This window comes from Phenylobacterium sp., assembly GCF_030697305.1.
In the GTDB taxonomy this organism is placed as follows: domain Bacteria; phylum Pseudomonadota; class Alphaproteobacteria; order Caulobacterales; family Caulobacteraceae; genus Phenylobacterium.
This window is the reverse complement of sequence record NZ_JAUYQL010000065.1, coordinates 1-23233: the sequence shown is the minus strand read 5'-3', so window position 1 is coordinate 23233 and position 23233 is coordinate 1. Positions and strand designations below refer to the sequence as shown.

Annotated in this window: 33 protein-coding genes; 12 read left to right on the top strand and 21 right to left on the bottom strand. The window is 68.8% G+C overall.

Translation table 11 applies throughout. The features are described 5' to 3' along the window. Nucleotides 1-55 precede the first annotated feature (55 nt). Genes Q8R27_RS07625 through moaA form a run of 3 tightly spaced genes read right to left on the bottom strand, consistent with a single transcriptional unit; the run spans nucleotide 56 to nucleotide 1777 of the window. A complete protein-coding gene (locus tag Q8R27_RS07625) occupies nucleotides 56-496 on the bottom strand; it encodes a molybdenum cofactor biosynthesis protein MoaE (protein ID WP_305698446.1) in 441 nt (146 codons plus the stop codon). After that, nucleotides 493-738: a MoaD/ThiS family protein gene (locus tag Q8R27_RS07620; protein WP_305698445.1), complete on the bottom strand. Its 246-nt coding sequence runs from the start codon at nucleotides 736-738 to the stop codon at nucleotides 493-495. The genes Q8R27_RS07625 and Q8R27_RS07620 overlap by 4 nt, the downstream gene beginning before the upstream one ends. A gap of 1 nt (nucleotide 739) precedes the next feature. Further along, nucleotides 740-1777, bottom strand: coding sequence for a GTP 3',8-cyclase MoaA (gene moaA / locus Q8R27_RS07615; RefSeq protein ID WP_305698444.1), 1038 nt, complete (start codon nucleotides 1775-1777; stop codon nucleotides 740-742). 30 nt (nucleotides 1778-1807) lie between these two features. Between moaA and Q8R27_RS07610 the strand changes: the two genes are divergently transcribed. After that, nucleotides 1808-2455 (top strand): nucleotidyltransferase family protein, encoded by a 648-nt coding sequence (locus Q8R27_RS07610; RefSeq protein WP_305698443.1) that lies wholly within the window; start codon nucleotides 1808-1810, stop codon nucleotides 2453-2455. On the opposite strand, the gene Q8R27_RS07605 is transcribed toward Q8R27_RS07610, so the two are convergent. Next, nucleotides 2427-2768: a YciI family protein gene (locus tag Q8R27_RS07605; protein WP_305698442.1), complete on the bottom strand. Its 342-nt coding sequence runs from the start codon at nucleotides 2766-2768 to the stop codon at nucleotides 2427-2429. The genes Q8R27_RS07610 and Q8R27_RS07605 overlap by 29 nt on opposite strands. 119 nt (nucleotides 2769-2887) lie before the next feature. Here Q8R27_RS07605 and Q8R27_RS07600 point away from each other — a divergent pair, with 119 nt between their 5' ends. From Q8R27_RS07600 to Q8R27_RS07590, 3 genes are all read left to right on the top strand, one after another. After that, nucleotides 2888-3580, top strand: a complete 693-nt coding sequence (locus Q8R27_RS07600) for a hypothetical protein (protein ID WP_305698441.1) — start codon at nucleotides 2888-2890, stop codon at nucleotides 3578-3580. A 173-nt stretch (nucleotides 3581-3753) separates the two neighbouring features. Then, nucleotides 3754-4107, top strand: a complete 354-nt coding sequence (locus tag Q8R27_RS07595) for a cytochrome c family protein (protein ID WP_305698440.1) — start codon at nucleotides 3754-3756, stop codon at nucleotides 4105-4107. 2 nt (nucleotides 4108-4109) lie between these two features. Beyond that, nucleotides 4110-5006, top strand: coding sequence for an NAD(P)-dependent oxidoreductase (locus Q8R27_RS07590; protein WP_305698439.1), 897 nt, complete (start codon nucleotides 4110-4112; stop codon nucleotides 5004-5006). Nucleotides 5007-5009: 3 nt separating this feature from the next. Here Q8R27_RS07590 and Q8R27_RS07585 read toward each other — a convergent pair whose 3' ends face one another. The 6 genes from Q8R27_RS07585 to Q8R27_RS07560 form a co-directional block, all read right to left on the bottom strand. Beyond that, nucleotides 5010-6674 carry an MFS transporter gene (locus tag Q8R27_RS07585; protein WP_305698438.1) on the bottom strand — a complete coding sequence of 555 codons (1665 nt, stop codon included), beginning with the start codon at nucleotides 6672-6674 and terminating at the stop codon, nucleotides 5010-5012. 68 nt (nucleotides 6675-6742) lie between these two features. Continuing rightward, nucleotides 6743-7423: a Fe2+-dependent dioxygenase gene (locus tag Q8R27_RS07580; RefSeq protein ID WP_305698437.1), complete on the bottom strand. Its 681-nt coding sequence runs from the start codon at nucleotides 7421-7423 to the stop codon at nucleotides 6743-6745. 116 nt (nucleotides 7424-7539) lie between these two features. Further along, entirely contained in the window at nucleotides 7540-10023 is a 2484-nt protein-coding gene (locus Q8R27_RS07575; protein ID WP_305698436.1) for a TonB-dependent siderophore receptor, read from the bottom strand. 129 nt (nucleotides 10024-10152) lie between these two features. Continuing rightward, complete coding sequence (locus Q8R27_RS07570; RefSeq protein WP_305698435.1) at nucleotides 10153-11334, bottom strand: PepSY domain-containing protein; 1182 nt, start codon at nucleotides 11332-11334, stop codon at nucleotides 10153-10155. 87 nt (nucleotides 11335-11421) lie between these two features. Continuing rightward, complete coding sequence (gene cysQ, locus Q8R27_RS07565) at nucleotides 11422-12180, bottom strand: 3'(2'),5'-bisphosphate nucleotidase CysQ (RefSeq protein ID WP_305698434.1); 759 nt, start codon at nucleotides 12178-12180, stop codon at nucleotides 11422-11424. Continuing rightward, a complete protein-coding gene (locus tag Q8R27_RS07560; RefSeq protein ID WP_305698433.1) occupies nucleotides 12180-12374 on the bottom strand; it encodes a DUF3553 domain-containing protein in 195 nt (64 codons plus the stop codon). The genes cysQ and Q8R27_RS07560 overlap by 1 nt, the downstream gene beginning before the upstream one ends. Nucleotides 12375-12438: 64 nt before the next feature. Between Q8R27_RS07560 and chpT the strand changes: the two genes are divergently transcribed. From chpT to Q8R27_RS07545, 3 genes are all read left to right on the top strand, one after another. Further along, the gene (gene chpT, locus Q8R27_RS07555; protein WP_305698432.1) at nucleotides 12439-13107 is read left to right on the top strand and encodes a histidine phosphotransferase ChpT; all 669 of its coding nucleotides are present in this window, start codon (nucleotides 12439-12441) and stop codon (nucleotides 13105-13107) included. 67 nt (nucleotides 13108-13174) lie between these two features. Further along, on the top strand, nucleotides 13175-13540 hold the full coding sequence (locus tag Q8R27_RS07550; RefSeq protein ID WP_305597607.1) for a response regulator: 366 nt from the start codon (nucleotides 13175-13177) through the stop codon (nucleotides 13538-13540). Next, complete coding sequence (locus Q8R27_RS07545; protein ID WP_305698431.1) at nucleotides 13537-14364, top strand: protein-glutamate O-methyltransferase CheR; 828 nt, start codon at nucleotides 13537-13539, stop codon at nucleotides 14362-14364. Before Q8R27_RS07550 ends, Q8R27_RS07545 begins: the two co-directional genes overlap by 4 nt. Nucleotides 14365-14428: 64 nt before the next feature. On the opposite strand, the gene Q8R27_RS07540 is transcribed toward Q8R27_RS07545, so the two are convergent. From Q8R27_RS07540 to Q8R27_RS07525, 4 genes are all read right to left on the bottom strand, one after another. Then, nucleotides 14429-14566, bottom strand: coding sequence for an entericidin A/B family lipoprotein (locus Q8R27_RS07540; RefSeq protein ID WP_305597609.1), 138 nt, complete (start codon nucleotides 14564-14566; stop codon nucleotides 14429-14431). 43 nt (nucleotides 14567-14609) lie between these two features. After that, nucleotides 14610-16286, bottom strand: coding sequence for a sensor histidine kinase (locus Q8R27_RS07535; RefSeq protein WP_305698430.1), 1677 nt, complete (start codon nucleotides 16284-16286; stop codon nucleotides 14610-14612). A 69-nt stretch (nucleotides 16287-16355) separates the two neighbouring features. Beyond that, a complete protein-coding gene (locus Q8R27_RS07530) occupies nucleotides 16356-16961 on the bottom strand; it encodes a sigma-70 family RNA polymerase sigma factor (RefSeq protein WP_305698429.1) in 606 nt (201 codons plus the stop codon). Further along, complete coding sequence (locus Q8R27_RS07525) at nucleotides 16961-17209, bottom strand: NepR family anti-sigma factor (RefSeq protein WP_305597612.1); 249 nt, start codon at nucleotides 17207-17209, stop codon at nucleotides 16961-16963. Before Q8R27_RS07525 ends, Q8R27_RS07530 begins: the two co-directional genes overlap by 1 nt. Before the next feature lie 156 nt (nucleotides 17210-17365). Here Q8R27_RS07525 and Q8R27_RS07520 point away from each other — a divergent pair, with 156 nt between their 5' ends. Both Q8R27_RS07520 and Q8R27_RS07515 read left to right on the top strand, forming a co-directional pair. Continuing rightward, entirely contained in the window at nucleotides 17366-18169 is an 804-nt protein-coding gene (locus Q8R27_RS07520; protein WP_305597613.1) for a response regulator, read from the top strand. 78 nt (nucleotides 18170-18247) lie between these two features. Beyond that, on the top strand, nucleotides 18248-18421 hold the full coding sequence (locus Q8R27_RS07515; protein WP_305698428.1) for a DUF1328 family protein: 174 nt from the start codon (nucleotides 18248-18250) through the stop codon (nucleotides 18419-18421). Between the two features lie 68 nt (nucleotides 18422-18489). Here Q8R27_RS07515 and Q8R27_RS07510 read toward each other — a convergent pair whose 3' ends face one another. From Q8R27_RS07510 to Q8R27_RS07495, 4 genes are all read right to left on the bottom strand, one after another. Next, complete coding sequence (locus tag Q8R27_RS07510) at nucleotides 18490-18744, bottom strand: hypothetical protein (protein WP_305698427.1); 255 nt, start codon at nucleotides 18742-18744, stop codon at nucleotides 18490-18492. A 12-nt stretch (nucleotides 18745-18756) separates the two neighbouring features. Next, a complete protein-coding gene (locus Q8R27_RS07505) occupies nucleotides 18757-18957 on the bottom strand; it encodes a hypothetical protein (protein ID WP_305698426.1) in 201 nt (66 codons plus the stop codon). A gap of 306 nt (nucleotides 18958-19263) precedes the next feature. Further along, on the bottom strand, nucleotides 19264-19710 hold the full coding sequence (locus Q8R27_RS07500; protein ID WP_305698425.1) for an OmpA family protein: 447 nt from the start codon (nucleotides 19708-19710) through the stop codon (nucleotides 19264-19266). Nucleotides 19711-19798: 88 nt separating this feature from the next. After that, nucleotides 19799-20140, bottom strand: coding sequence for a YMGG-like glycine zipper-containing protein (locus Q8R27_RS07495; protein WP_305698424.1), 342 nt, complete (start codon nucleotides 20138-20140; stop codon nucleotides 19799-19801). Between the two features lie 152 nt (nucleotides 20141-20292). Here Q8R27_RS07495 and Q8R27_RS07490 point away from each other — a divergent pair, with 152 nt between their 5' ends. Together Q8R27_RS07490 and Q8R27_RS07485 are read left to right on the top strand one after the other, a co-directional pair. Next, entirely contained in the window at nucleotides 20293-20649 is a 357-nt protein-coding gene (locus Q8R27_RS07490) for a hypothetical protein (RefSeq protein ID WP_305698423.1), read from the top strand. A gap of 49 nt (nucleotides 20650-20698) precedes the next feature. Next, nucleotides 20699-21490 carry a metallophosphoesterase gene (locus Q8R27_RS07485; protein ID WP_305698422.1) on the top strand — a complete coding sequence of 264 codons (792 nt, stop codon included), beginning with the start codon at nucleotides 20699-20701 and terminating at the stop codon, nucleotides 21488-21490. A 41-nt stretch (nucleotides 21491-21531) separates the two neighbouring features. Here the strand turns inward: Q8R27_RS07485 and Q8R27_RS07480 are convergent, their stop codons facing one another. From Q8R27_RS07480 to Q8R27_RS07470, 3 genes are all read right to left on the bottom strand, one after another. After that, the gene (locus Q8R27_RS07480) at nucleotides 21532-21705 is read right to left on the bottom strand and encodes a DUF1328 domain-containing protein (RefSeq protein ID WP_305698421.1); all 174 of its coding nucleotides are present in this window, start codon (nucleotides 21703-21705) and stop codon (nucleotides 21532-21534) included. A 101-nt stretch (nucleotides 21706-21806) separates the two neighbouring features. Continuing rightward, nucleotides 21807-22190: a hypothetical protein gene (locus Q8R27_RS07475; RefSeq protein WP_305698420.1), complete on the bottom strand. Its 384-nt coding sequence runs from the start codon at nucleotides 22188-22190 to the stop codon at nucleotides 21807-21809. Next, nucleotides 22187-22507 (bottom strand): hypothetical protein, encoded by a 321-nt coding sequence (locus Q8R27_RS07470; RefSeq protein ID WP_305596727.1) that lies wholly within the window; start codon nucleotides 22505-22507, stop codon nucleotides 22187-22189. The genes Q8R27_RS07475 and Q8R27_RS07470 overlap by 4 nt, the downstream gene beginning before the upstream one ends. 174 nt (nucleotides 22508-22681) lie before the next feature. Between Q8R27_RS07470 and Q8R27_RS07465 the strand changes: the two genes are divergently transcribed. Then, the coding region (locus tag Q8R27_RS07465) for an HWE histidine kinase domain-containing protein (RefSeq protein ID WP_305698419.1) at nucleotides 22682-23233 on the top strand (552 nt) is incomplete at its 3' end.

Here is a 23233-nt window from a genome sequence, read left to right as displayed (position 1 = left end):
TAAGGCTCCGCGCAGGGTTTCGCGCGCAGTCTAGCGCGAGGGCCGCCGCCTTGTCCTAATCCCAGCGTGCGACGTCTGTGTGATCCTGCGGCCTTGGCTCGACCCAGCGGGCGCCGTCCGGGCCGTGCTCCTTCTTCCAGAACGGGGCGCGGCTCTTCAGGTAGTCCATCAGGAAGTCGCAGCCCTCGAAGGCCGCGCGGCGGTGGCGAGATGCGGTGGCGACGAAGACGATGGCCTCGCCCGGCGCAATGCGGCCGACACGGTGGACGATCAGCGCATCGTCGAGGCCGAAGCGCGTGCGGGCGCCGTCGGCGATGCGGCCGATTTCGGCTTCCGTGAACCCCTGATAGGCCTCGAGCTCCAGCGCCACGGCCCGGCCGGCCTCGGCGCGGGCGATGCCGACGAAGCTCGCCACCGCGCCGCTCTCGATGCGGCCCATGCAGAAATCGTTGAGCAGTGCGCCGGCGTCGAAAGCCTGATCGGTCAGGCGGATCATCCGCCGCTCATCGGCGGCAGGAAGGCGACCTCCGAGGCCGCATTGAGGACCAGGTCGCCGCGCACGATCGCCTGATCGACGGCGACCTGCACGCCCGGGGCGACCAGGGCTTCGCCCAGATCTGCGTCCTCGGCCGCCAGCAGGGCGCGGATCGCGGCGATGGAACCGGCGCCCGCGTCCAGCGTGCGCTCGCGCCATCCGGCGACGTCGCTCAAGCGTCCGAACAGCAGCACCCGGGCCATCTCAGCCGCCGGTGGTCGACATGTGGCGGGCGACGGCGGGCGCGGCGCTGCGGGCGATGTGGAAGTCGTGACCCTTGGGCTTGACGTCGATCCCGCCGCGGATCGCCGCGATCAGGGCGGCGTCGTCGGTGTTGGCGCGCATGACTTCGCGCAGGTCGGTGGCGTCGTGCTGGCCCAGGCAGGTGTGCAGGGTGCCAGTGCAGGTCACCCGTACGCGGTTGCAGCCTTCGCAGAAGTTGTGGGTCATGGGCGTGATGAAGCCCAACCGCCCGCCGGTCTCAGTCACCTGGACGTAGCGCGCCGGGCCGCCCGTCGACAGTGGCAGGTCAGTCAAGGTCCAGAAGCTGGCGAACTCGCGGCGCACATCCTCCAGCGACAGGAACTGGTCGGTGCGGTCGGCCTCGATCTCGCCCAGCGGCATGGTTTCGATCAGCGTCATATCGAGACCGCGCCCGTGCGCCCAGGCGACCAGCTCGTGCAGCTCGCCGGCGTTGTCGTCGCGCAGGGCGACGGCGTTGATCTTGACCTGCAGGCCGGCGGCCTGGGCCGCATCGATCCCGGCCAGCACCTTGGTCACGTCGCCGCCGCGGGTGAGCGTGCGGAACAGGTCGGGCTTCAGGGTGTCGAGCGAAACGTTGATCCGCTTCATGCCGATCGCCGCCAGCTCAGGCGCGAAGTCTGCGAGACGAGTGCCGTTGGTGGTCAGGGTCAGCTCGTCGAGGGCGCCGCTGCGCAGATGGCGCGACAGGCCGGTGAGCAAACCCATGACGCCTTTGCGCACCAGCGGCTCGCCACCGGTGATCCGCAGCTTCTTCACGCCCAGCCCGATGAAGGCGCTGGCCAGGCGATCCAGCTCTTCCAGGCTCAGCACCTCGGCCTTCGGCAGGAAGGTCATATGCTCGGCCATGCAGTAGACGCAGCGCAGATCGCAGCGGTCGGTGACCGACAGCCGCAGATAGGTCACGGTGCGCCCGAAACCGTCCGCAAGCGGGGATGCGCTGCGTTCTGGCGTCGGCAAGGGGGCGTCGTAGGGCGTCATGGCTGCGCCTAACATAGAGAGGAACAGGCTTTGGCGACAGGGGCGGGGGCGTCGCAGGGCTTCGAGGCCATCGTGCTGGCGGCAGGCTCAGGCTCGCGGTTCGGCGGCGGCAAGCTTTTGGCGCCCTGGAAAGCAGGCCTGCTGATCGAGGCGGCCTTGGGCGCCGCCTTCGCCGCTCCGGTCGAGCGGGTGATCGTGGTCACCGGCGCGGACGCCGAGCGGGTGGCCCGCGCAGCGCGGGACTTCGCCGAGCGAATCCGTCGGGCGGGCGACCTCAAGCTGGTCCGCGCCGCCGACCACGCCGAGGGGATGGGCGCGTCCCTGCGCACGGCTGCGGCCGAGGTCAGCTCCCAGGCGGCAGGGGTGTTCGTGTTCCTGGGCGACATGCCGCGCATCCCGCACGCGGTGCTCGGCCCGTTGGCGCAGGCGGTGCGCGACGGCGCGGCCGCAGCGGCGCCGGTGTTCGCCGGCAAGCGGGGACATCCGGCGCTGATCGGACGGGCCCTGCTCCCTGGCCTGCTGACGCTTCAGGGCGACGCCGGCGCCCGCGGCGTGCTGGGCGCACTGGGACCCCGGCTGGCGCTGGTGGAGGCGCCGGACGACGGCGTGCTGTTCGACGTCGACGCCCCGGATGATCTCAGGGACGACCTCACGCGGGCGGAGGGCCGAATTCCATAACCTGGCGCAGCTCGCAGGTTCCGTCGCCGGCGACCTTCAGGAAGGTCTTGCAGAGCGCGATCGCCGCCTCGCGTGAGTCCGCGTTGAGGAAGGCGAAACCGCCGGCCCGCACCGCCTCGTCGGACACCGTGAATTCGCCGCCAGCCAGCCGCACCCGACCGCCCTTGTCACGCGTGCCCAGAGGTTCGGTGGAGATCAGCGATCCGCTGGCCATCATGGTCTCGATGAGGTCGCCCATCGCCTGCATGTGTTCTGCGTCGGGCATGCCGCCCTCGACGCCGCTCTCAGGGCGGTAGATCACCAGGTAGCGCATCGCATCTCTCCCTCTCACCGTCTGCCGGCGCTCGAAGGACGATCGAGGTCGTTCGGCGCCGACATTGCCGCAGCGATCGGTGAAGCTTAGCCTCGACTCGAAGATCTGGGAGGCAGGGCATGGGTCGGTTTGGATGGCGGCTGGCGCTAGCCCTGGCCCTGCTGACTCCAAGCCTCGCGGCAGCCCAAGACGCCGCGTCGCCCGCACCGCTGGAGAAGCTGTCGCTCAAGCCGCACCGGGTGAAGGGGCTGCTGCTGGGCTACGGCTATACGGTGGGCGAGTTCACCGGCGAGGTGCGCTCGCGCGCGCAGGCGACCCGGGCGCTGGTCTATTCGTCGGATCGTGGGAAGACAGTGTTCACGCTCTCCTCGCCGCGCCTGTCCGCGCCGATGACGGTGAGCTGCGCGGGCGGGCGTAGCCACATGAAGCTGGCCTGGATCGAATTCAATGTCCGCGAGCTGGCTTATGTCTGCAGCTACGAGGGCGGGCCGCCGGACGCGGATTTCGCGCTGGCGTTCAGCGATGTGCGGGGCCTGGCCTCGCTGCAACAGCCGCAGCGCGCCGCCCAGCAGGTGTTCGGCGGCGTCACCCTGCAGGCCCGCACCAAGCGCATGCCAGGCGCGATGATGATCGGCGGTGGACGGGTGCTGTCCTACCAGATCACTCACGACGGGCGAGAGGTTGGCGGCCTGGTGCGCGGGATGATGCAGCCGACCTTCTACCTGCCGCCGGCTGGCTCGCCGGAACGCGACGCCGTTGCGGTGACGGCGCTGTCGCTGTTCTTCTTCCCCGACCCCGACGACCAGCCCTAGGACGCCTGACTTGAGGAGGATCGCCTCAGCCTCCGGCCTCGTGGTCACCCCCGTGTTGGAAGCCTTCGGATCGTAGCCGCGTTCGTCCTGTCTGGTGAGGCGCGGAGCGGTGACGTGCAGCACATGGCGGCCGGATGGCCGAACCGCTACCATCGGGGCCGGGAGATTCCTCAATGATCCGCACCGCCTTTGTACTCGCCGCCGCGATCGGCGCCCTGGCCGCGTCATCGGCTGCCGCCCAGGACGGGTCGAAGGTGTTCGCCATGCAGTGCAAGCTGTGCCACGCCGCCGCCAGCGGGCCGATGGGCCCGACGCTCGTCGGCGTCGCCGGCGCGAAGATCGCGGCGCGCACCGATTATGAGTACTCGCCTGCGCTGGCGGCCAAAGGCGGGACCTGGACCGACGCCAACCTCGACGCCTACTTGACCGCGCCTGGCAAGTTCGCGTCGGGCACGCGGATGGCCGTGGCGGTGACCAAGCCCGCCGACCGCGCGGCGGTGATCAGTTATCTGAAGACCGTGAGATAGGCATGGACGCCTTTCCCGCCTTCTTTCCGCTGGCCGGGCGCAAGCTGGTGATCGCCGGCTCGGGCGAGGCGGCGGAGGCGAAGGTTCGGCTGCTTGAGAGTTCGCCGGCGCAGATCGTGCGGATCGACGGGCCGGCGGCGTTCCTCGCCGGTTCCTATCGCGGCGCGTGCCTGGCGTTCATCGCCGCGCCTGACGATCTCTACGCCCAGGCCGCGGTCAGCGCGGCGCATGCCGCCCATGTGCCGGTGAACGTCGTCGACCGCCCGGCGCTCTGCGACTTCACCACACCCGCGGTGATCGATCGCGGCGAGGTGGTGGCCGCCGTCGGCACAGGCGGGGCTTCGCCGGTGCTGGCGACCCTGCTGCGTCACGACATCGAGGCGCGCATCCCCGAGGGCGCAGGCCGGGTGGCGGCGTTGTTCCGCAAGTTCCAGGACGAGGTGCGCCGCGCACTGCCGCAGCCGCACCAGCGCCGGGCTTTCCTGCGGGCCGGCCTGTCGGGGCCGGCGGCGGAGGCGGCGATGGCCGGCGACATGGAGCTGGCGTCGGAGCTGTTCCGCGATGCGCTGGCCAAGGGAGAGGGCGCGATCGGCCGAATCCAGTTCGTCGCCGGCCGCGGACCAGCCGACCTGTTGACCCTGCGCGCCTCGCGCACCCTGGCGGCTGCCGACGTGCTGGCGCCCGACCCTGGCGCGGACCCGGCGATCATGGGCATGGCGCGGCGCGACGCCGAGCAGCTGGGCGTCGAGGCGGCGACCCCGTCCCGGCTCGTAGCGCTGGCCCAGGAGGGCCTGCGCGTGGTCCGCGTGGTCACCTCCGCCCCGCGAGAGGTGGAGCTGCGCTCCATCGCCCAGGCGGGCGTGGTCGTCGAGGTGATGCTGGCCGCGCCGGGCGCGTGACCGCTAGTCGTCCAACGAGCGGTGGCGGGTCTCGGGCAGGAAGAACAGCGCCACCACCACCGAAATGGCGGTGAACACCGCCGGGAACCACAGACCCGAATAGATGTCGCCAACCGCCGCGACGATGGCGAAGGCGGTGAACGGCACGAAGCCGCCGACCCAGCCGGTGCCGATGTGGTAGGGCAGCGACATCGCGGTGTAGCGGATCTTCGTCGGGAACAGCTCCACCAGCGCCGCGGCGAGCGGGCCGTAGAGCGCGGTGGCGGCGGTGACGAACAGCAGCATGACGCCGAATGCGCCCAGCAGGTTCATCCGCGCCGGATCGGCCTTGGCTGGATAGCCGGCCTGGGCGAGGCCGGTCTTGATCCAACCCTCGACCTCGGCCTTGCGCGCCTTGGCGTCGGCCGGCGCAAGCCCTCGCGCGTCGGCGGAGGCGACGACGTCGGGACCGATCCGCACCTGGGCGAGAGTACCTGCCGGGGCGACGCGGTTGGTGTAGGAGACGCCGGCGTTGGCCAGCACGCTCTTGGCGATGTCGCAGGACGAGGTGAAGGCGGTCTTGCCCACTGGATCGAATTGCAGCGAGCATTCGGCCGGGTCGGCGACCACCACCACCGGCGTGCGCTCCACCGCCTCGGCCAGGGCCGGGTTCAGCGTCTGGGTCAGCATGTGGAAGCCGGGGAAGTAGGCGACCAGCATCAGGGTCATGCCGAACAGCAACACCGGCTTGCGGCCGATGCGATCGGACAGCCAGCCGAAGAACACGTAGCCGACGGCGCTGACGATCACGCCCGCCGCCATCAGGCCGTTGATCGTCTCGGGCGGGACCTTGAGGAACTTCTCCATGAAGGTCTGGCTGTAGAAGAAGGTCGTGTACCAGACGGCCCCTTGCGCACACATCAGGGCGAACAGCGCCAGCAGCACGATCTTCAGGTTCGGCCAGTGGACGAAGGCTTCCTTGAACGGCGCCTTGGACTGCTCGCCGTCGGCCTTCAGCTTGGCGAAGGCGGGGCTCTCGGAGAGCTTGAGGCGCATCCAGATGGAGATCGCCAGCAGGCCGGCGGAGACCAGGAACGGGATGCGCCAGCCCCAGGCGTCGAACGCCTCGTTGCCGAGGATCAGCCGGGTCACCAGGATCACGCCCAGCGCGCCGGTCAGGCCGAACGCCGCCGAGGTCTGCACCCAGCTTGTCGACTGGCCGCGCCGCCCTTGGGGTGCGTGCTCCGCGACATAGATCGCCGCGCCGCCGTATTCGCCGCCGAGCGCGAAACCCTGCAGGATGCGCATCAGGATCAGCAGGGCCGGGGCGATGATCCCGGCCTGGGCGTAGGTCGGCAGCAGGCCGATGCAGAAGGTCGCTCCCCCCATCAGCACCACGGTGAACAGGAAGGCGCCCTTGCGGCCCACCCGGTCGCCGAGCCGGCCGAACACCAGCGCGCCCAGCGGACGGAAGGCGAACCCCGTACCGAACAGCGCCAGGGCGGCGATGTATCCGGCGGTGTCGTTGAGGCCGGAGAAGAAGGTCTTGGAGATGACCTGCGCCAGGCTGCCGAAGACGAAGAAGTCGTACCACTCGAACGCCGTGCCGGCCGCCGAGGCCGCAACGACGGTGCGCAAGGGCGTGGCGGGTTTCGCCTCGCCAGACGACTCTACGGCGATCTCGGCCATCTATTCCCTCCCCGGAACATGAGCGCACCTCTAGCTGGTGCGCGTTCCTCTTGGAAGAGCGCGGCGTTCTACAACTCCGCCCACATGCGCAGCAGGTTGTGGTAGGCGCCGGTGAGCGCGATCACCGCGGCGTCGCCCTGGCCCAGGCGCACGCCCGCGCTCTGCACGGCCATGTCCATGTCGAACAGCAGGGCGCGGCGCGCGTCCTCGCGCACCAGGCTCTGCACCCACAGCACCGCGGCGGTGCGTTCCCCGGCGGTCACCGGCTCCACCCGGTGCAGGCTGGACGAGGGGTAAAGGATGAGGTCGCCGGCTTCGAGCTTGACCTGATGGACGCCGTAGGTGTCCTCGACGGTCAGCTCGCCGCCCTCGTACTGGTCAGGCTCGGAGAGGAACAGGGTGGCCGAGATGTCGGCGCGCAGGCGCACGCCGTCGCGGTCCTGGCGGATCGCGTTGTCAATGTGGTCGGCGAAGGTCTTGCCCGGGCCGTACCGGTTGAACATCGGCGGGAACACCGAGGCGGGCAGGGCCGCGGTGGTGAACAGGGCGTTGCGGGCCAGCGCCTCGCGCACCAGGGCGCCGGCCTGTAGCGAGGCGGCCGAGCCTTCCGGAAGCTGCAGGTTGTTCTTAGCCAACGCCGACTGGAAGCCGGAGGTGACGTTGCCGTCGACCCATTCGCCGGCGTCGATCAGCGCGCGCACCTGGGCCACCTGCGCCTTGGTCAGCACCTGGGGGATCTGCAGCATCATCGGCGCGCGCCTTTCCTGGACGGCCTATCCCAGAGCCGGGGGCGGGCCGTCAATGAAAGTGCGCCCCGCCCGGGCGTGCCGGACGGGGCGCAGACCATCGGTCCTTCGAGGGAGGATCAGAACCGATAGTTGAGGGTGAGGGTGGCGCTGCGCGTCTCGCCGGGCGTGGCCCAGCCGTTGTTGCGGCCGCGCTGATAGTACTCCTCGTCGAACAGGTTGTTGACGTTGAGCCGCAGTTCGATGTCGCGGGTCGGGCTCCAGGCCACTGTGGCGCGATGCACCCAGTAGGCCTCGGTGGTGACCAGCGGGATGGTGGTGCGGGCCGGCGGGTTGGAGTTGGTGATCGCCGCGTGCTGGGTCAGGTAGTACTCGCCCTGATAGGTCGCGCCGTAGCCGATCTGCACATCGCGCGGCAGGTCGTAGGTGGTGAAAACGCTGAAGGCGTGGTCGGGCGTGTTGGCGATCGGATCGCCCTTGATGAAGTCACGACCCAGCAGGGACGTGAAGTTGTCCGCGCCCTGCAGCACCTCGCTGTCAAGATAGGTGTAGTTGGCGAACACCGACCATTCCGGGGTGATCCGACCAGACGCGCCCAGCGACACGCCCTGGACGCGCGCGCTGCCGTCCAGCTGCATGGCGGGGAGCGTCGGGTCGCCCGAGGCCACCCTGTAGTTGGTGCGGTCGTTGCGGAATACCGCGCCGGTCAGCGACAGACCCTGGGCCAGGTCCCACTTGGCGCCGATCTCCATGGTCTCGGCCTCTTCCGGATCGACGCTACAGGTGAGCGCGGTGCAGGCGCCGGCGCCGTTCACCGTCGCCTGGGACGGGGTCTTGGAGTTGCCGTAGGCGACATAGAGGCTGGCGTTGGGGATCGGCTTGAACACCAGGCCGAGACGGTAGGAGAACAGGTTCTCGTCGCTCTTGAACAGCGGGCCGCGACCGCTGAACACGCCGCCCGGCGCGCCGGCCTGGGCCGGTCCGGGCGCCAGGCCGCCCGACGGGTTCGGCAGGAAGCCGGCCGAGGTGTAGTAGCCCGACGAGTTCTCGCCCTCGTTATGTTCGTAGCGCACGCCGAAGTTCACCGACCACATCGGGGTGATGGTGATGTTGTCGAACAGATAGACCGCCTGGTTGCGGCGCTCGCCGTCCTGGGCGCCGGCCGGGGAGGCCAGCGGCGTGCCGGTCGGGGCCGCGCCGCCGCCCTGAATATAGTTGTAGGCGCCGGTATAGACGTTCACCGGATTGGCGATGTTCATCTGGGGCAGCACCACGGCCGTGCCGTTGGCGTTGCGCAGGACGTTGCCGTTGGACAGTTCGAAGGTCTCGGAGGTGAACGCCGCGCCGACCACCAAGTCGTGCGTCAGGCCGCCAGTCTCGCCGCGCCAGGTGAAGTCGGTCTGGTTGTAGAGCAGCGTGTTCTCGCCGTCGCGATAGGTGCCGCGCGGGCCGCTGGGCAGGTAGAAGCCGGGGGCGGGATCGCCGGCGACGCAAGGCGTGTAGCCGCTGATGTTGGTGACCGTCGTCGACTGGCTCCAGGCCACCGGCTTCAGGCCGTTGGCCAGGCAGAACACGCCCTGTGGCGGATCGACGATGGTGAGCTGGGTGACCTGCTGGTAGCGGGTCAGGTTGCGCAGCTTCAGGCTGTCGCTGAACTGGTGCTCGAAGATGCCGGTCAGCATGTCGATCTGCTGTTCCTGCTTATCGACGTTGCTGTAGCCGTAGTAGTTGGACGGATCGACGCCGGGCACCGGGCGACCGTTGTAGAACGGCACGCCATACTGCGGGACGTTCTTGTCTTCCTGGTGGAAGTACATGGCGGTGAACTGGGTGTCGCCGCCCATGCCGATGGTCACCGAGGGCGCGACGCCCCAGCGCTCGAACTTTTCCACGTCGCGGCCGGGCGCGTCTTGCTTGTGGGCCATGGCGTTCAGCCGCACGGCCACGCCGTCGCCGATCGTGCGGTTGGCGTCCAGGGTCAGGCGGCCGTAGCCGTCCGTGCCGATCCCCGCGCTGACCACCGAGGCGTCGCGGCCGCCGGGGCGCTTGCTGACCAGGTTGATCGAGCCGCCCACCGAGCCCGCGCCCGAATAGACCGAGTTCGCACCGTTGACGACCTCGAGCTGCTCGAGGTTGAACGGGTCGGAGCGGCTGTACTGGGCGCTATCGCGCACGCCGTCGACGGTGATGTCGTTGTTGGCCGAATAGCCGCGCAGGTTGATGCTGTCGCCGAAGCCGCCGCCGCCCTCGCCGGCGCCGAAGGTGATGCCGGGCACGGTCGCCAGGATGTCGCGCAGCGACAGCAGGTTCTGCGCCTCGATCACGCCGCGCGAAACGACGGTGACGGTCTGGGGATTGTTCAGGGGTTGGGCGGTATACTTCGGCGAGTCGAGCTGCTTGCGTTGCGCAGTGACGTCGATGCCGGAGAGGGTCGAGCTGCCGTCGGCGTTCACCGTGGCGCCGGCCGTGGCCATGGCTTCGGCTTCCGCCTCTGCGGCCATCGCCCCGTTGTTGATGGAAAGCCCGGCGAGCCCCGCCACCGCCGCCACTGTCAGCGCGCGCTTGGCGCGAGCCGATACCCCGGAATTCATACGCGTCGTCATCCCCGTCCCCGTTCTCGTCAGACGCCGCGGCGTCCGTGCGATTGCGAGTCGTTACTATTAAAAGGGATGCATCCTGGCAATGAGAATTATTCGCAAAAAAGTATCGGCGCCGACAGTGTCCGCGAAAGGTCAGGTCTGGGGCGCAGGCCTGAGCGCGACGCGGCGCTTGCGGCTCCGTAGCCACATGATCAGGCCGGTGACCCCGAGAAGCGGCGGCGCCAGGCCGCCCAGGAACACGACGATCTGCCAGACGATCCCCATGTCGGCGCCGTCGTGGATGCGCCGCATCCAGCGCGACAGGGGATCGGGTCCGCCGCCGCCGCGGTCGGCCTTCACGACGCCGGTGGCGTCGACCACCTGGACGGTGCTCGGCGTCTTTGCGCCCTGCGGCCTGATCTGCACGCGCCAGGCGGGGTCCTTGCCGCGGGTCGGGACGCTGATCGAGACCAACTGGGCGCCGACCTTGCCGTCCAGCGCCAGGGCCGCGGCGCGATCGAGGGTGAGCGCCGTGCGCTCCACGGGCGGCGCGAACCGGCCGCCGGGACCGCCCTGACCGCCCTGGCCACCGCCTTGACCTCCAGGGCGCGCCGCGCCGGCTGGCCTGGCGGCTTCGGGGGGTGCGACGCCGAACAGCGCTCGGCTCATCTGCGGGAACGAGATGTAGACCCCGGTCAACGAGGCGATCGCCAGCGGAATGCAGATCCAGAACCCGACCATATGGTGCAGGTTGAAGGTCGTGGTCGGCCCACGACGCCAGCGCAGGCCTTTGGCGACGGCGCCGTTGCGCGGCCACCAGAGCCACAGGCCCGTCGCGCAGCTGATGAACATCGCCCAGCCCAGCCAGCCGACCACCTTGCGCCCAATCTGCGGGATCAGCAGCGTGCCGTGCAGGCGATGCAGCCAGGGGACGAGGCCGGAGCCGCCCTCGGCCACCCCCAGCGGCGCCGCCGTCGGCGGATCGATCCAGACGTTGAGGCTGCGCGGCCGCCCGCCTGGGCCAGGCTCGCCCTTGATGCGTCCAGTGGCGACGACCGGGGCGCCGGGTTCCGCCGGCAGGCGCAACTGGGTCAGCGTGGCGTCACCGTGGAAGGCGGTGTTCGCGGTCTCGACATAGGCCGACAACGGCTTGGCGAGTTGCGGTCCGCTGACCGCGAAGCGATCGGGATGCAGGGCCCGCTCGAGCCCGTCGTGCCAGACCAGGGCGGAACCGGAAATTCCTAGTGGAATCACCGCCACCAACAGTCCGACGCCCAGCCACAGGTGGATGTTGAACCACAGCCGGCGAAGTTTCGCAGTCACCGATACGGTCATGGCCCGCCCCTGAGCAGTCAGATGTTCAGGAGTTCATTAGATGAGAACGTATTGCAATCGCAAGCATGATGCGACCGCGTTGCAATATCAGACGCCTCGGGCGACGAATGCGCCGTTGCGAAATCCTGCAGCGGCCTTGCCGTACAGGAACGGCTCGCCCTCTGGCGTCAGCACCGAGCCGCCAGCCGCCTGAAGCACCGCGTGGCCGGCGGCGATGTCCCATTCCATGGTCGGGCCGTGGCGGGGATAGATGTCGGCGAAGCCCTCGGCGATGCGACAGAACTTGATCGAGGAATCCATCGCCTTGCGGTCCGCGAAGCCGTAGCGCTCGGCGAGCGCACGGGCCGCCTCGTCGTTCATCGTATGGCTGACCAGAGCGAGACCACCCCCCTTTGGCCAGGCACGCGCGCGGGCGGGCTGCTCGCCTTCGCCGGCCGTGCGCTTCGTAGCGCCCTGCACCGTGGTGAACCAGGTCTCGGCGGTGGCCGGCGCCACGACCGCGCCCGCGACCGGCCGGGCATCCTCGATCAGTGCGATGTTGACGGTGAAGTTGGGATCACCACGGACGAAGGCCTTGGTGCCGTCGACCGGGTCGACGAGGAAGAACCGCGGCCCGATCGCCTCGGGCGTACCGAACTCGCTCGCGTCCTCCTCCGAGATCACCGGCACGCCGGGATAGAGCGCGGCCAGGCGCTCCAGGATCAGCGCCTCGCCCTTCCGGTCGGCCTCCGTGACGGGGCTGTCGTCGGCCTTGTGGCTCACTGCCAGGCCGGAGCGCCAGAGCGGCAGCACCAGACGCGCCGCTTCCTCGCAGATCAGCGCCAGGTCGCGACCGATGTCGTTCATCAGGTGTCCCTCGGGTCGTCGCCGACAAAGACCAGGGCGACGCGGTGAGCGTCGATCACCTGCTTGCCGGCGTGTTCGAAATTCACCGTGACCCTGGTTCCAGCCACCGACTGGACCTGGCCCAGGCCCCAGGCGTCCATCCCCGCCAGGCGGACCAGGGCGCCGGGCTCTATGAAGGGGTCGAGGCCGTTCATGCGCGATCTGTCTAACGGGGCGGCTGGTGTTTTCCAAAGGGCCAAATCAGCCCAGGCTGGCCCGATGACCGACCTGACGCCCGCCGCCGCCCTCAACGACGCCGCTCTCCGCCCGGCCGAACTGGCCGCCCATCTGGCGGCACGCCTCTGCCATGACCTGATCAGCCCGGCGAGCGCCATCGTCTCCGGCCTCGATCTGCTCGACGATCCCAGCGCCCAGGACATGCGCCAGGAGGCCATGGAGCTGATCGGCTCCAGCGCGCGGAAACTGTCGCAACTGCTGGCCTTCTGCCGGGTGGCGTTCGGCGCCTCTTCCTCCGCTGCGGTGTTCGACTCCCGCGAGTTGGAGACCCTGGCCCAGGGCGTGTTCGCCCACGTGCGCGCCGACCTGCAGTGGAAGGTGGAGCCGGCCGGACTGAACAAGCCCGCGGCGCGCGCTGTGCTGAACTTGGCGCAGTTGGGCGGCGCCGCCCTGCCGACCGGCGGGACGACACTGGTGCGCGTGGCCCAGGAGGGCGAAGTGGTGGCGATCGCGGTGGAGGCCACCGGACCCCGTGCGCGCCTGCGTCCGGAGGTTCTCGCCGGCCTGCGCGGCGAGATGATGGGCGAGGGGCTGCACGGCCATTGGGTGCAGGCCTACTACCTTCACCAAATCCTGACCGACGCCGGTGGACGGGTGTTCGCCGACGTCGGCGACGACAAGGTCACCTTCGCGGCGACGCTGCCGGCCTGAGGCGGCGGTTTCCAAACCGCTCCTTAACCTGCCGGGCCGCAAAAGTAGCGTGACCGGAGGCGTTTTGATGAAGACCTGCCTCGTCGTGGACGACAGCCGGGTGATCCGGAAAGTGGCGCGACGCATCCTTGAGGATCTCGGTTTCGAGATCGCCGAAGCCTCGGACGGGGCGGAAGCCCTGGCCTGGTGCCGGGCTGCGATGCCTGACGCCGTGCTGCTGGACTGGAACATGCCGGTGATGTCGGGGATCGATTTCCTCAAACACCTGCGCGCAGAGGTCGGCGGGGATCGTCCGCGCGTGGTGTTCTGCACCGTGGAGAACGACGTGGCGCATATCAACGAGGCCCTGGCCTGCGGCGCCGACGAATTCATCATGAAGCCGTTCGACGGCGAGATCGTCGCCTCGAAGTTCTTTCAGGCGGGGCTGACGTGAAGCGCGACGACGCCGAACTGGTGGCCCACCTGTGCGAGGCGCGCGCCGGCCTGAAGGTCGACCCCGACAAGATCTATCTGCTGGAAAGCCGGCTGGCGCCGGTGGCGCGCCGTGACGGCTTCGGTTCGATCGAGGAGATGCTGGTCGCGCTGCGCACCCGCCGCGAGGAGCGGATGATCTGGGCGGTGGTCGAGGCGATGACCATGGGCGAGACCTCGTTCTTCCGCGACCAGGCGCCGTTCGACCATTTCCGCGACGTACTGCTGACCCAACTCGCCGCCAACAGCGAGGGCCGGCCGATCCGCATCTGGAGTGCGGCCTGCGGATCAGGCCAGGAGATCTACTCTCTGGCCATGGCGGTCGAGGAACAGCGCGCGCAATTGGGCGGCGTGCGCGTCGATCTGTTCGCCTCCGATCTCAATGAGCGCGCGCTGGAGAAGGCGCAGAGCGGCCTATACACGCAGTTCGAAGTCCAGCGCGGCCTGCATGTGCGCCGCCTGGTGCAACACTTCGAGAAGGTCGACGAGATGTGGCGTCTGTCGCCGCGGATCCGTCAGATGGTCCGCTGGCGGCGAACCAATCTGGTGAGCGACCTGTCGACCCTGGGCCGCTTCGACGTGATCTTCTGCCGCTACCTGCTCAGTTCGCTGGTCGAGCCGATGCGCAAGCGGGTGATCGAGAATCTCGCCCTGCTGCTCGAACCCAACGGCGTCATCTATCTGGGCGTCGGCGAACGACTGGCGGAAGCGACGCCCGCGCTTCGCGCCGTTGTCGGGTGCGATGGACTGTTCAGGCCTGACCCCGCCTATCGCGTGGCGGCCTGACCCCAAAAAGAAAGACCCCGCCGCGTTAGCGACGGGGTCGTTATTCTCAGCAGCTCGGATCGAACTACTGTTTGGCGTCTTCGGCCGTCGAGGTGACCGCCTTGCCGGCGGCGGACACATCCCTGCCGGCGCCGGACATCGTGTTGCAGGCCGCGACAGCCATGCTGGCGGCGAGCACCGCCATAAGAACAACTTTACGCATTTTCCACTCCCGGTTTTTGAAACTCTTGCGCTTCGCCGAACGCTTACGCTGCAGCTTGGTTCCCGCCTTCGACCTCTGCGACCGCAGGTTGGACATTGGCTGGGGTCGGAAAGATCAGCCGCGCGGTGACGCCGCCGGTCGCGTTTCGCGTCAGGTCGGCGCGGCCGCGTAGCTGGCGGGCGAAGGCGCTCATCAAGGTGCGGCCGACGCCGGCCGCCGCCAGCGCCTCCTCGGAGGCCTGGCCGTCGTCGGTGATCTCCAATTGGGCGTCGTCGCCGATCACATGGAAATCTACTGTGAGCACGCCGCCACGGCCGGCGAAGGCATGCTTCTGGGCGTTGGTGATGGCTTCGACCGCGAACAGCGCCAGCGGCGCCAACCGGTCCGGGTCGATCACCAGGGCCTCGATGTTCATCTCGGTGCGCACCTGTGGGCCGTGTGACAACTCACCGGCGATCAGCTGCGCGGTGAGCTCTTCCAGGAACGGCCGCAGATCGACCCGCTTCAGGTCGGGCCCCTGGTAGAGCGCGCGATAGATCAGGGCGAGGGCGGTGATCCGCTGGCGGGTGTCGGACATCGCCGCGCGCGCCGCAGGGTCGGTCAGCGAGCGCTGCTGCATGTTCAGCAGGCTGGAGATGACTTGCAGGTTGTTCTTCACCCGGTGGTGGATCTCGCGCATCAGCGCGTCCTTCTGGGCGAGGGAGTCGCGCAGGGACGCATCGCGCCCGACGATCGCGTCGGCCATCTGCTCCAGCGTCTCCGCCAGCTCGCGGATCTCCGGCGGCATGTGTTCGGACTGCACGGGGCGCACGCTCAGGCGGCCGCGAGCGTACAGGGCGGCGATGCGCTGGAGGTAGGCGATCCAGCGCAGCACCACGCGCTCGGTGACCACGAACACCGTGGCCAACGCCAGGAGGAAGGTGAGCAGCGGGAACACCACGCCGGTGAGTGGGTTCAGCCGCGCCCAGGAGAACAGGCCGGGCGCCTGCGCCGACAGCACCACGAAGACATCGTCGCCGACCAGCGGGGCGACGGAGTAGATCCGCTTTTGGCCGCGAAGGTCCACCGCGGCCCAGACCGGCGCGTTGCGCGTGCGCGAGCCGTCGCGCCAGGTCTTGGGCAATTCCGGGAAAGCCTTGGCGTCGGTCAGGCTGATGAAGTGACCGGCGTTGTCGACCAGGGCCACCTCTGGTGATTTGGGCAGCCCCGGGTCGCCGCCGCTGGGTTGCAGGCTGGCCAACGGGATCACAGCGACGAAGGCGCCGTCGAACCGCCCCTGCGCGTCGGCCGCGCGGGCGGCGGCGAGCAGCGACGGCGCGCCCGAATAGCGTGCGCCGGAATCACGGGTGATGACGCGGGATTCGCCCTCGGCCAGGCGGCGGAACCAGGCGCGTGCCGGTCGCTGGCTGTCCTGCGGCACGTCGTCGGCGGCGCAGGCGGTTCGCCCGCGGGCGTCGAAGCGGATCAGGTTTGCATAGCCGGGGATGCGCCGCTGCACCTCGGCCAGGCGCTGGGCGCATTGAAAGCCGATGGAGCCGGGCGCGAGGGATTGCAGCAGCAGGTCGGCCGCCTCGAGCCGCGCGCGCGCCGTAGAGGCGCTGCGCTCTGCCGCCATGCCGAGATTGGCCCGCAGGAGATCGCCCTCCCGCTTGAAGGCGATCGCCGATTGGAGGGCGCCGAGCAGCAACACCGGCAGCAGCGCCGCGGCCAGGGCCGCCATCAGGCGAACCCGGATCGTACGCGGAGATCCCCCGGGCTGTCCGATCATTGGGAGTGGCCCACGGCTGCGCTAACGGACCGTGCTTAGCCGCTCCGCGTCGGCGAGGATAGAACGCATGGCGTCGCCCGCGGAGGCGCCGTCGCGGTCGTACGCGCCCTGTTCGAGAATCGCGTGCAGCGCACGCCTCGCCCGGCTGACCCGGCTCTTCACCGTGCCAACGGCGCAGTTGCAAATCTCAGCGGCTTCCTCGTAGGCGAAGCCGCCGGCGCCGACGAGGATCAGGGCCTCGCGCTGTTCCGCCGGGAGCATCGACAGGCCCAGACGCAGCTCGTCGAGCGCCACCGGGGCTTCGGGATCGTCCACCGCCACCAGGGTCCGCTCGGCAGCCTCCTGATCGAGCTGGCTTTGACGCCAGGAGCGACGCTTCTCCGAGTAGAACTGGTTGCGCAGAATCATGAAGGTCCAGGCCTTCATGTTGGTGCCCATCTGGAAGCTGGCGCGGGCATCCCACGCTTTCATCATGGCGTCTTGCGCCAGATCATCGGCGGCGGCGGGATCGCCGCACAGAGTGCGGGCGAAGGCGCGAAGGTGAGGAATGAGCTGGACCAGCTCACGTTTGAACGCTTCGTCCTCCTGCGGGGTGCGGGGAGGGCGGCCTTCCACGGGGGCGGCCATCAGCCCTTCTCCGCTGCGCGCTTGTCCGCTTGCCGGAGAATATCCAGGAATTCGTCGGGGACCTGCTCGTTCACGACTTCGTCGAACATCTGACGCAGGCGCACGCCGATCGCTTGCTGACGCAGGCGCGCTTCATCAAGTGCAGCCGACGGGTTGCGGCGCTCCTCGCTGGACCTTTGTTCGATCATGTCGTCGGCATCGCGCTCGCGCGCTTGCCGTCCCCCTGCTTTGTCATCCTCGCCAGTCAACGCAACACCTCGCCCCCGGTTCCCTGCGCAACCGCAGGCCTGCCAAAACGGTCCAATGGCGGAACCGGTTCCCTCTCCCGACGTTTCGCCGCTATCGTAGGGCTGCGTCGGGCAGCCCGCCATTCGCCTGCCTAGCTTCAGCTTCCGGGGGTCGCCTTGAATCTTCTCGCCCGCCTTGCGCCGCACCTGCCCTACGTCCGTCGTTACGCCCGTGCGCTGACCGGTGACCAGACCACCGGCGATCATTACGTCCGCGTCGCGCTCGAGGCGCTGGCCGCGGGCGAACGCGTGCTGGAGGCGAACCTTACGCCGCGCGTTGCGCTGTACCACGTGTTCCACGCCATCTGGTGCACGTCGGGCGCGCAGCTCGAAGACACGCCGCTGGATGACGGCGGCCCGTCCGACGACACCACCCGTCGCCTGATGCGCATCGCGCCGCGATCGCGCCAGGCGTTCCTGCTGACCGCGCTCGAAGGGTTCACGCCCAGCGAAGCCGCGCAGATCCTCGGCACCGATTTCCCGGAAGTCGAGCAACTGATCTCCGAGGCTCAGAAGGAGATCGACGCCGAGCTCGCCACCGAGGTGCTGATCATCGAGGACGAACCGGTGATCGCCGCCGACATCGAAGCGCTGGTCAAGGAGCTGGGCCACACCGTGGTCGATATCGCCGCGACCCGTACCGAGGCGGTCGATGCGGTTGCGCGCAAGACGCCCGGTCTAGTGCTGGCCGACATCCAGTTAGCCGACGGCTCCAGCGGCATCGATGCGGTGAAGGATATCCTGGCGCGCTTCGACGTACCGGTGATCTTCATCACCGCCTTCCCCGAACGCCTGCTGACCGGCGAGCGGCCGGAGCCCACCTTCCTGATCACCAAGCCGTTCCAGCCGGAGACGGTGAAGGCGGCCATTGGCCAGGCGCTGTTCTTCCACCCGCGCACCTCGAACAAGGCCGCCGCCTAAAGCGGAACAGGTCGCAGCTGACAGCGTTCGAATCGGCGACCGCGAGACAGGCGGTCGCCAATTCGAAAGGGCGGTCAGATGTTGGGTTGGGCAATCACTTTCGCCGTTCTGGCGTTGGTCGCAGGACTTCTGGGCTTCGGCGGCCTGGCGGGCATGGCGGCGACGATCGCCAAGGTGCTCTTTGTGGTCTTCCTCGTGCTGCTGGTCGCCAGCTTCGTGGTCCGAGCAATCCGCGGTCAGTCCGTACTCTGACGTGATACCCAGCACTCAAACGAAAAACGGCGGCCGACGAGGCCGCCGTTTCTTCATGCCCTAAGGCTTTATCGTCCGCCGTTCTGGGTCGGCGGCGCCGGCGCCGGCGCGTCGAACGCCTTGGCGTCGGCGGGCTGGCGCGCGTTGTTTGGCTCGGTGCTGGCGAGGTCGCCAGAACGCCAGGTCCAGGCTCCGAACAGCGCCAGGGCCGCCAGCACGGTCGAGATCAGCAGCACCCAAAACACATGCCGGCCGAACCGGCCTTGCCTCGCACGCGTGGCGCCCAGGACGGGGCGCGCAGTGGACGTCGGCTCGGTCGCCATGGACAAATCTCCTCACTCGGACAGGAAGTAACTAGGGCTTGCGGCGGTGACCGCGTCGTGTGGCTTGGAGGCGAGACCAACCGCGGCGCTGGCCACGGCCAGGGCCACGACACCGACGACCACATAACGCCGCCGTCGCGCCAACTTTTGGCGACGAGTCGGAAGCTGGAACAACGTGAGCACCGGATGCGTGGAATTGAGGTCGTTAATCACGCTACGCCCTCCATGTCGCCGACGGTCACAGCTCCGCCTTGGAAGGGTAACGTGCGGTCGCGTCGGAGCGTTCCGTCACCCTGCAACCTGCGCTAGGCGAGCAACCGAAAAAAATTCGCCTAGGCCGGGAACATCATCGTGGCGCGTGTGTTTATCGAGTGCGGAGGCGGCGACGCCCCCCCCGACTTGAGACTGGCGACAGCCAGTCTGCCGTCTCCGCACCCCTTTTCTCGATGATGCTCACTAAAAGGCGGGTCCCACTTGGACCCGCCATTTTCTTGCGCGCGCTCACGACGTTACGAGGCGTTAGGGCAGGGCGCGCAGGCGCAGCACGACATTGACCCGGCGGCGCAGCGGTTGGGCGTCACCGGAGGCTGTGACGGCTCCGTCCTGGCCTGCGGCGGCGAGTGCGAATTCCGCGGCGGGGAGGCCGGCGTCGGCCAGAGCCGCCGTCACCGACTGGGCCCTTCGCTTGGAAAGGTCGAGATTGGCCTCCGGCGCGCCGACGGCGTCGGCGAGGCCCAGCACCTCGACCTTGTCGACGGCGCATCCTGCGGCGACCGTCGCGGCCTGGGAGACGATCGCCTTGCCTTCAGGCGTCACCTCCGCCGAATCCGGTTCGAAGTAGATCTCCAGGGTCTGATCGACGCAGCGCGGTGTCTGTTTCACCAGCCGCACCTCCTTGGTCGCACAGCCCGTGAGGCCGATCGCCAACGCTAGGGTCGCCGCGCCCGTCCAATGCAATTGGCTCATCCGTCCCGGCTCCCGATCACATCAATCCTGCATGACAAAAGGCGGCCGGACTGGCCGGCCGCCGTTCGTCGCGACAGGTCCGCAAGCCTCAGCGCGGGCTGCCGTCTTCCCAATAGTAACGGCCGCTGCCCGAGTCGTAATAATAATAACGGCCCGCGCGCTCGTCGTAATATTGGCGGCGATTGGGCGCAGTCGCGCCGCAGCCACCGTCTTCGCGACAGCCCTTCACGGCGCCCGCGGTGCCGCCGATCGCCGCCCCAATCGCCGCGCCCGTGCCAGCGTCGCCGCCGCCCACATTGTTGCCGATCACCGCGCCGGCGATGGCGCCGATCGCGGCGCCGCCTGCGGCGTTGCGCTCGACGTTGCCGGTGGACGTGCACGCGCTCATCATCACCGCGGCTCCGGCCAGGGCTATCCAGGTCTTAGACATAGGTCGGCGCTCCTTGAAACATGCGTCCCTGCGCGGCCTAACGTGACCGAGCCTTGAGAGGTTCCGCCGCCACCGTGGCGACAGCGTGGCTGGAACCGGCCCCTTCGCCCGCCGTTGAGCTTAAGCACCATCCCTGTTGAGGAGACGCCTCCATGCTTTCGCGACGTACCGACCATGAACTGGTCGGCGAGGCCTTTGGCGCCGGACCGGAAGCTGAAGACGTTCGCGCAGCCTACGAGCGTGGGCGCCGGGACGAACGCGCCGAACGCCGCCGCCATCCGGTGATGATGACGGTGACGATCATCGCGGCTCTGGTGGGGGCCGGCGTGCTGTTCGTGGCCGCCAAGGAAGGCAGTTTCGCGCGCGGCGGCGTGGTGGTCGACCAGAACCTGTCGGACGCCGCCGATCGTGCCGAGCCGGTCGTGCGGGACGCCGCGGGCGACGCGGGACGCGCCCTGAAAGGCGCAGGCGAGACCGTGCGCGAGAAAGCCGCCGACGCCGTCAAGTGATCGACGAACGCGGTGGCCGCTTGACCGACGCTCCGGCACACGGGAAGCCATGGGCGTGACGCTTCGCCTGGCCCATCTCTCCGACATCCACTTCGGCGGCGAGAACAAGGCCGCCGTTGCGGCCGCTGGCGAGATCCTGCGCGGCGGCGGCTTCAACCTCATCGTCGTGACCGGCGACCTGACGCAGTTTGCTGAGGCGCCCGAGCTGGAGGCTGCGGCGCATTGGCTGGCGACGCTGCCCGAGCCGCGCTTGGTGACGCCCGGTAATCACGACGCGCCCTACATGAATTGGCTGGAGCGGATCTTCCGTCCCTTCGCCCGTTACGAGCGGCTGATCGGACCCGCGCGCATCCAGCAACATCTGTCTCCGGGCCTCGCCGTGTTCGGCGTCAACACCGCGCGCGGCGCGCAACCCCGCTTGAACTGGTCGAAGGGGCAGATATCCCGTGGCCAGGTCGAGGAGGCCGCCGCGTGGCTGCAGACGACGGACGGCGACGCCGTGCGCATCCTCGCCTGTCACCACCCGCTTACCGAGATGATCGGAGGGCCGATGACCGCGCGCGTGTGGGGCGGCGACAAGGCGGCGGAAGCGTTCACCGAGGCCAAGGTCGACTTAGTGTTGTCGGGCCACATCCATGCGCCCTTCGCCTGGCCCTACGCCTTCGGCGACAAGAAGACCTATGCGGTGGGAGCGGGCACCCTGTCGGTGCGTGAGCGGGGCGTGCCCCCTGGCTTCAATGTCATCGAGATCGAGGAGCAGACCATCCGGGTCATCGCCCAGGGTTGGACGGGATCGCACTTCGAACCGCAGCGGACCTGGTCGCTGGACCGGCGCGGCTGAGCCGCCGGACGCCTGAGCGCCCGGCGGGTTTCAGAGCCTGGCTAGCGTACGCCTCGACCGCGCACCAAGTGCATGACGGCCGAGATCAGGAACAGCGCGATGAAGACGTAGAACAGTATCTGGGCCACACCCATCGCGGACCCCGCGATCGAAGTGAAGCCAAGCAGGCCGGCGATCAAGGCGACCACCAGAAACGTCAGCGCCCAACCGAGCATCGTGGTTCTCCTCTGCGTGCGTGAACCGATGCACGGTCACGCTTTATGCAGAGTCAACGCTGGTCCGCGAACCGCGTTCCTTGGTGAACGTATAGAAAGATTCAGGATTTCGGGGCTGATTTGCCGGCGAGGAACGCAGTCACCGCTGCGGTCACCAGCTTCGGATTACGGAAGGCGACCAGGCCAAGGGCAAGCGCTGCGCCGATGGCGATAACCGGACGGGCGCGAGCGAAATCGATCGCCCGGGCGCTGAGGCCGTCGCTCTCCTTGAGCGGCGTCGGCGCGGGCTTGTGCAGCAGGATCAGTGCGCCCAACAGCGCCAGCAGCGCGGCGAGCGCGGCGACGATCGCCGCGGCCCCGGCCGGAACCAGGTAGGTCGCCAGCAGCGCATACAACGCGAACGCCGCCGCAATCACGGCGACGCTCGCGGCGGCGGCGATCGCTGACGCCGCCGCGATGGTCGATAGCGCCCTTTTGAGGATCAACGGTTGCGGCCGGCCGCAAGCAGCAGACCGACCAAGACGCCGATGCCGAGCGCCGCGCCGGTGGCGGCGAGCGGGCGTTCCTTCACGCGCTCGACGACGTAGCGCTGGGCTTCATCGAGTTGCTGGCCTGCGGTGTCGGCATAGGCGCGGGACTGGGCGCGCAGTTGCTCGACGCCTTCCTGGACGACGCGTTCGAAGCGTTTGCTGGCCTCGGCGATGCTGCGTTGTGCATCGGCGGCAAGCGCGCTGGCGGTGTCCGACGCATTGCGTGCGGCGGCTTTGGCGTCCTCGGCGAAATCGACGGGGCTCGCGGACATGGCTGTTCTCCAAGCAGAAGGACGCCCCGCGCCAGAAAGGAGGGAGCGCACCCAGAACGTAGGATATCTAAGCGGGTTCCGCATCCCATGGCAAAGGTTGAGGCTAAAGATTGCGTCTCGGCCCATCGCACGGTTCCTGTCGCCTGAGCAGGCCGCTCAGCCTATGTTCGCGCCATGGATAGCAGCGTCGATCCCTTTCGCTGGAACCGACAGCGCCTGGAGCAGGCGCTGCAGGCCGCTGGCCTGGGCGCGTTCGAGTGGGATATCGCCGGCGACCGGCTGATCATCAGCCCGCGGATGGGCGACATCACCGGCCTCACGCCCGGCGAGGGGCCGGCGCTGGGCGGCGCGGCGCTACTGCAGGCCGCGCACCTCGAGGACCGTGAGGGTGTCGAAGCCGCGACCCAGGCTCAACTCCTGCTGGGCGCCCGCTATGAGGTCGACTTCCGCACTCCGCCTGATCCGTCTGGCCAGATCGCCTGGATCCGGCTGGTGGGCGACCTCGCCCGCGGGCCGGACGGCGCGCCGGCCAGCCTGGTCGGCGTCGGCCAGGACGTCACCCGCGAGAAGCGCGAGGAGGAGCAGCGGCTGATCCTGATGGCCGAGCTCGACCAACGGGTGAAGAACGTGTTGGCCGCCGTCCAGGCGCTGGCCCAGCAGACCGCCAAGGGCACCACCTCCCTCGACAGCTTCCTACAGACCTTCGCCGGTCGGTTGAAGGCGATG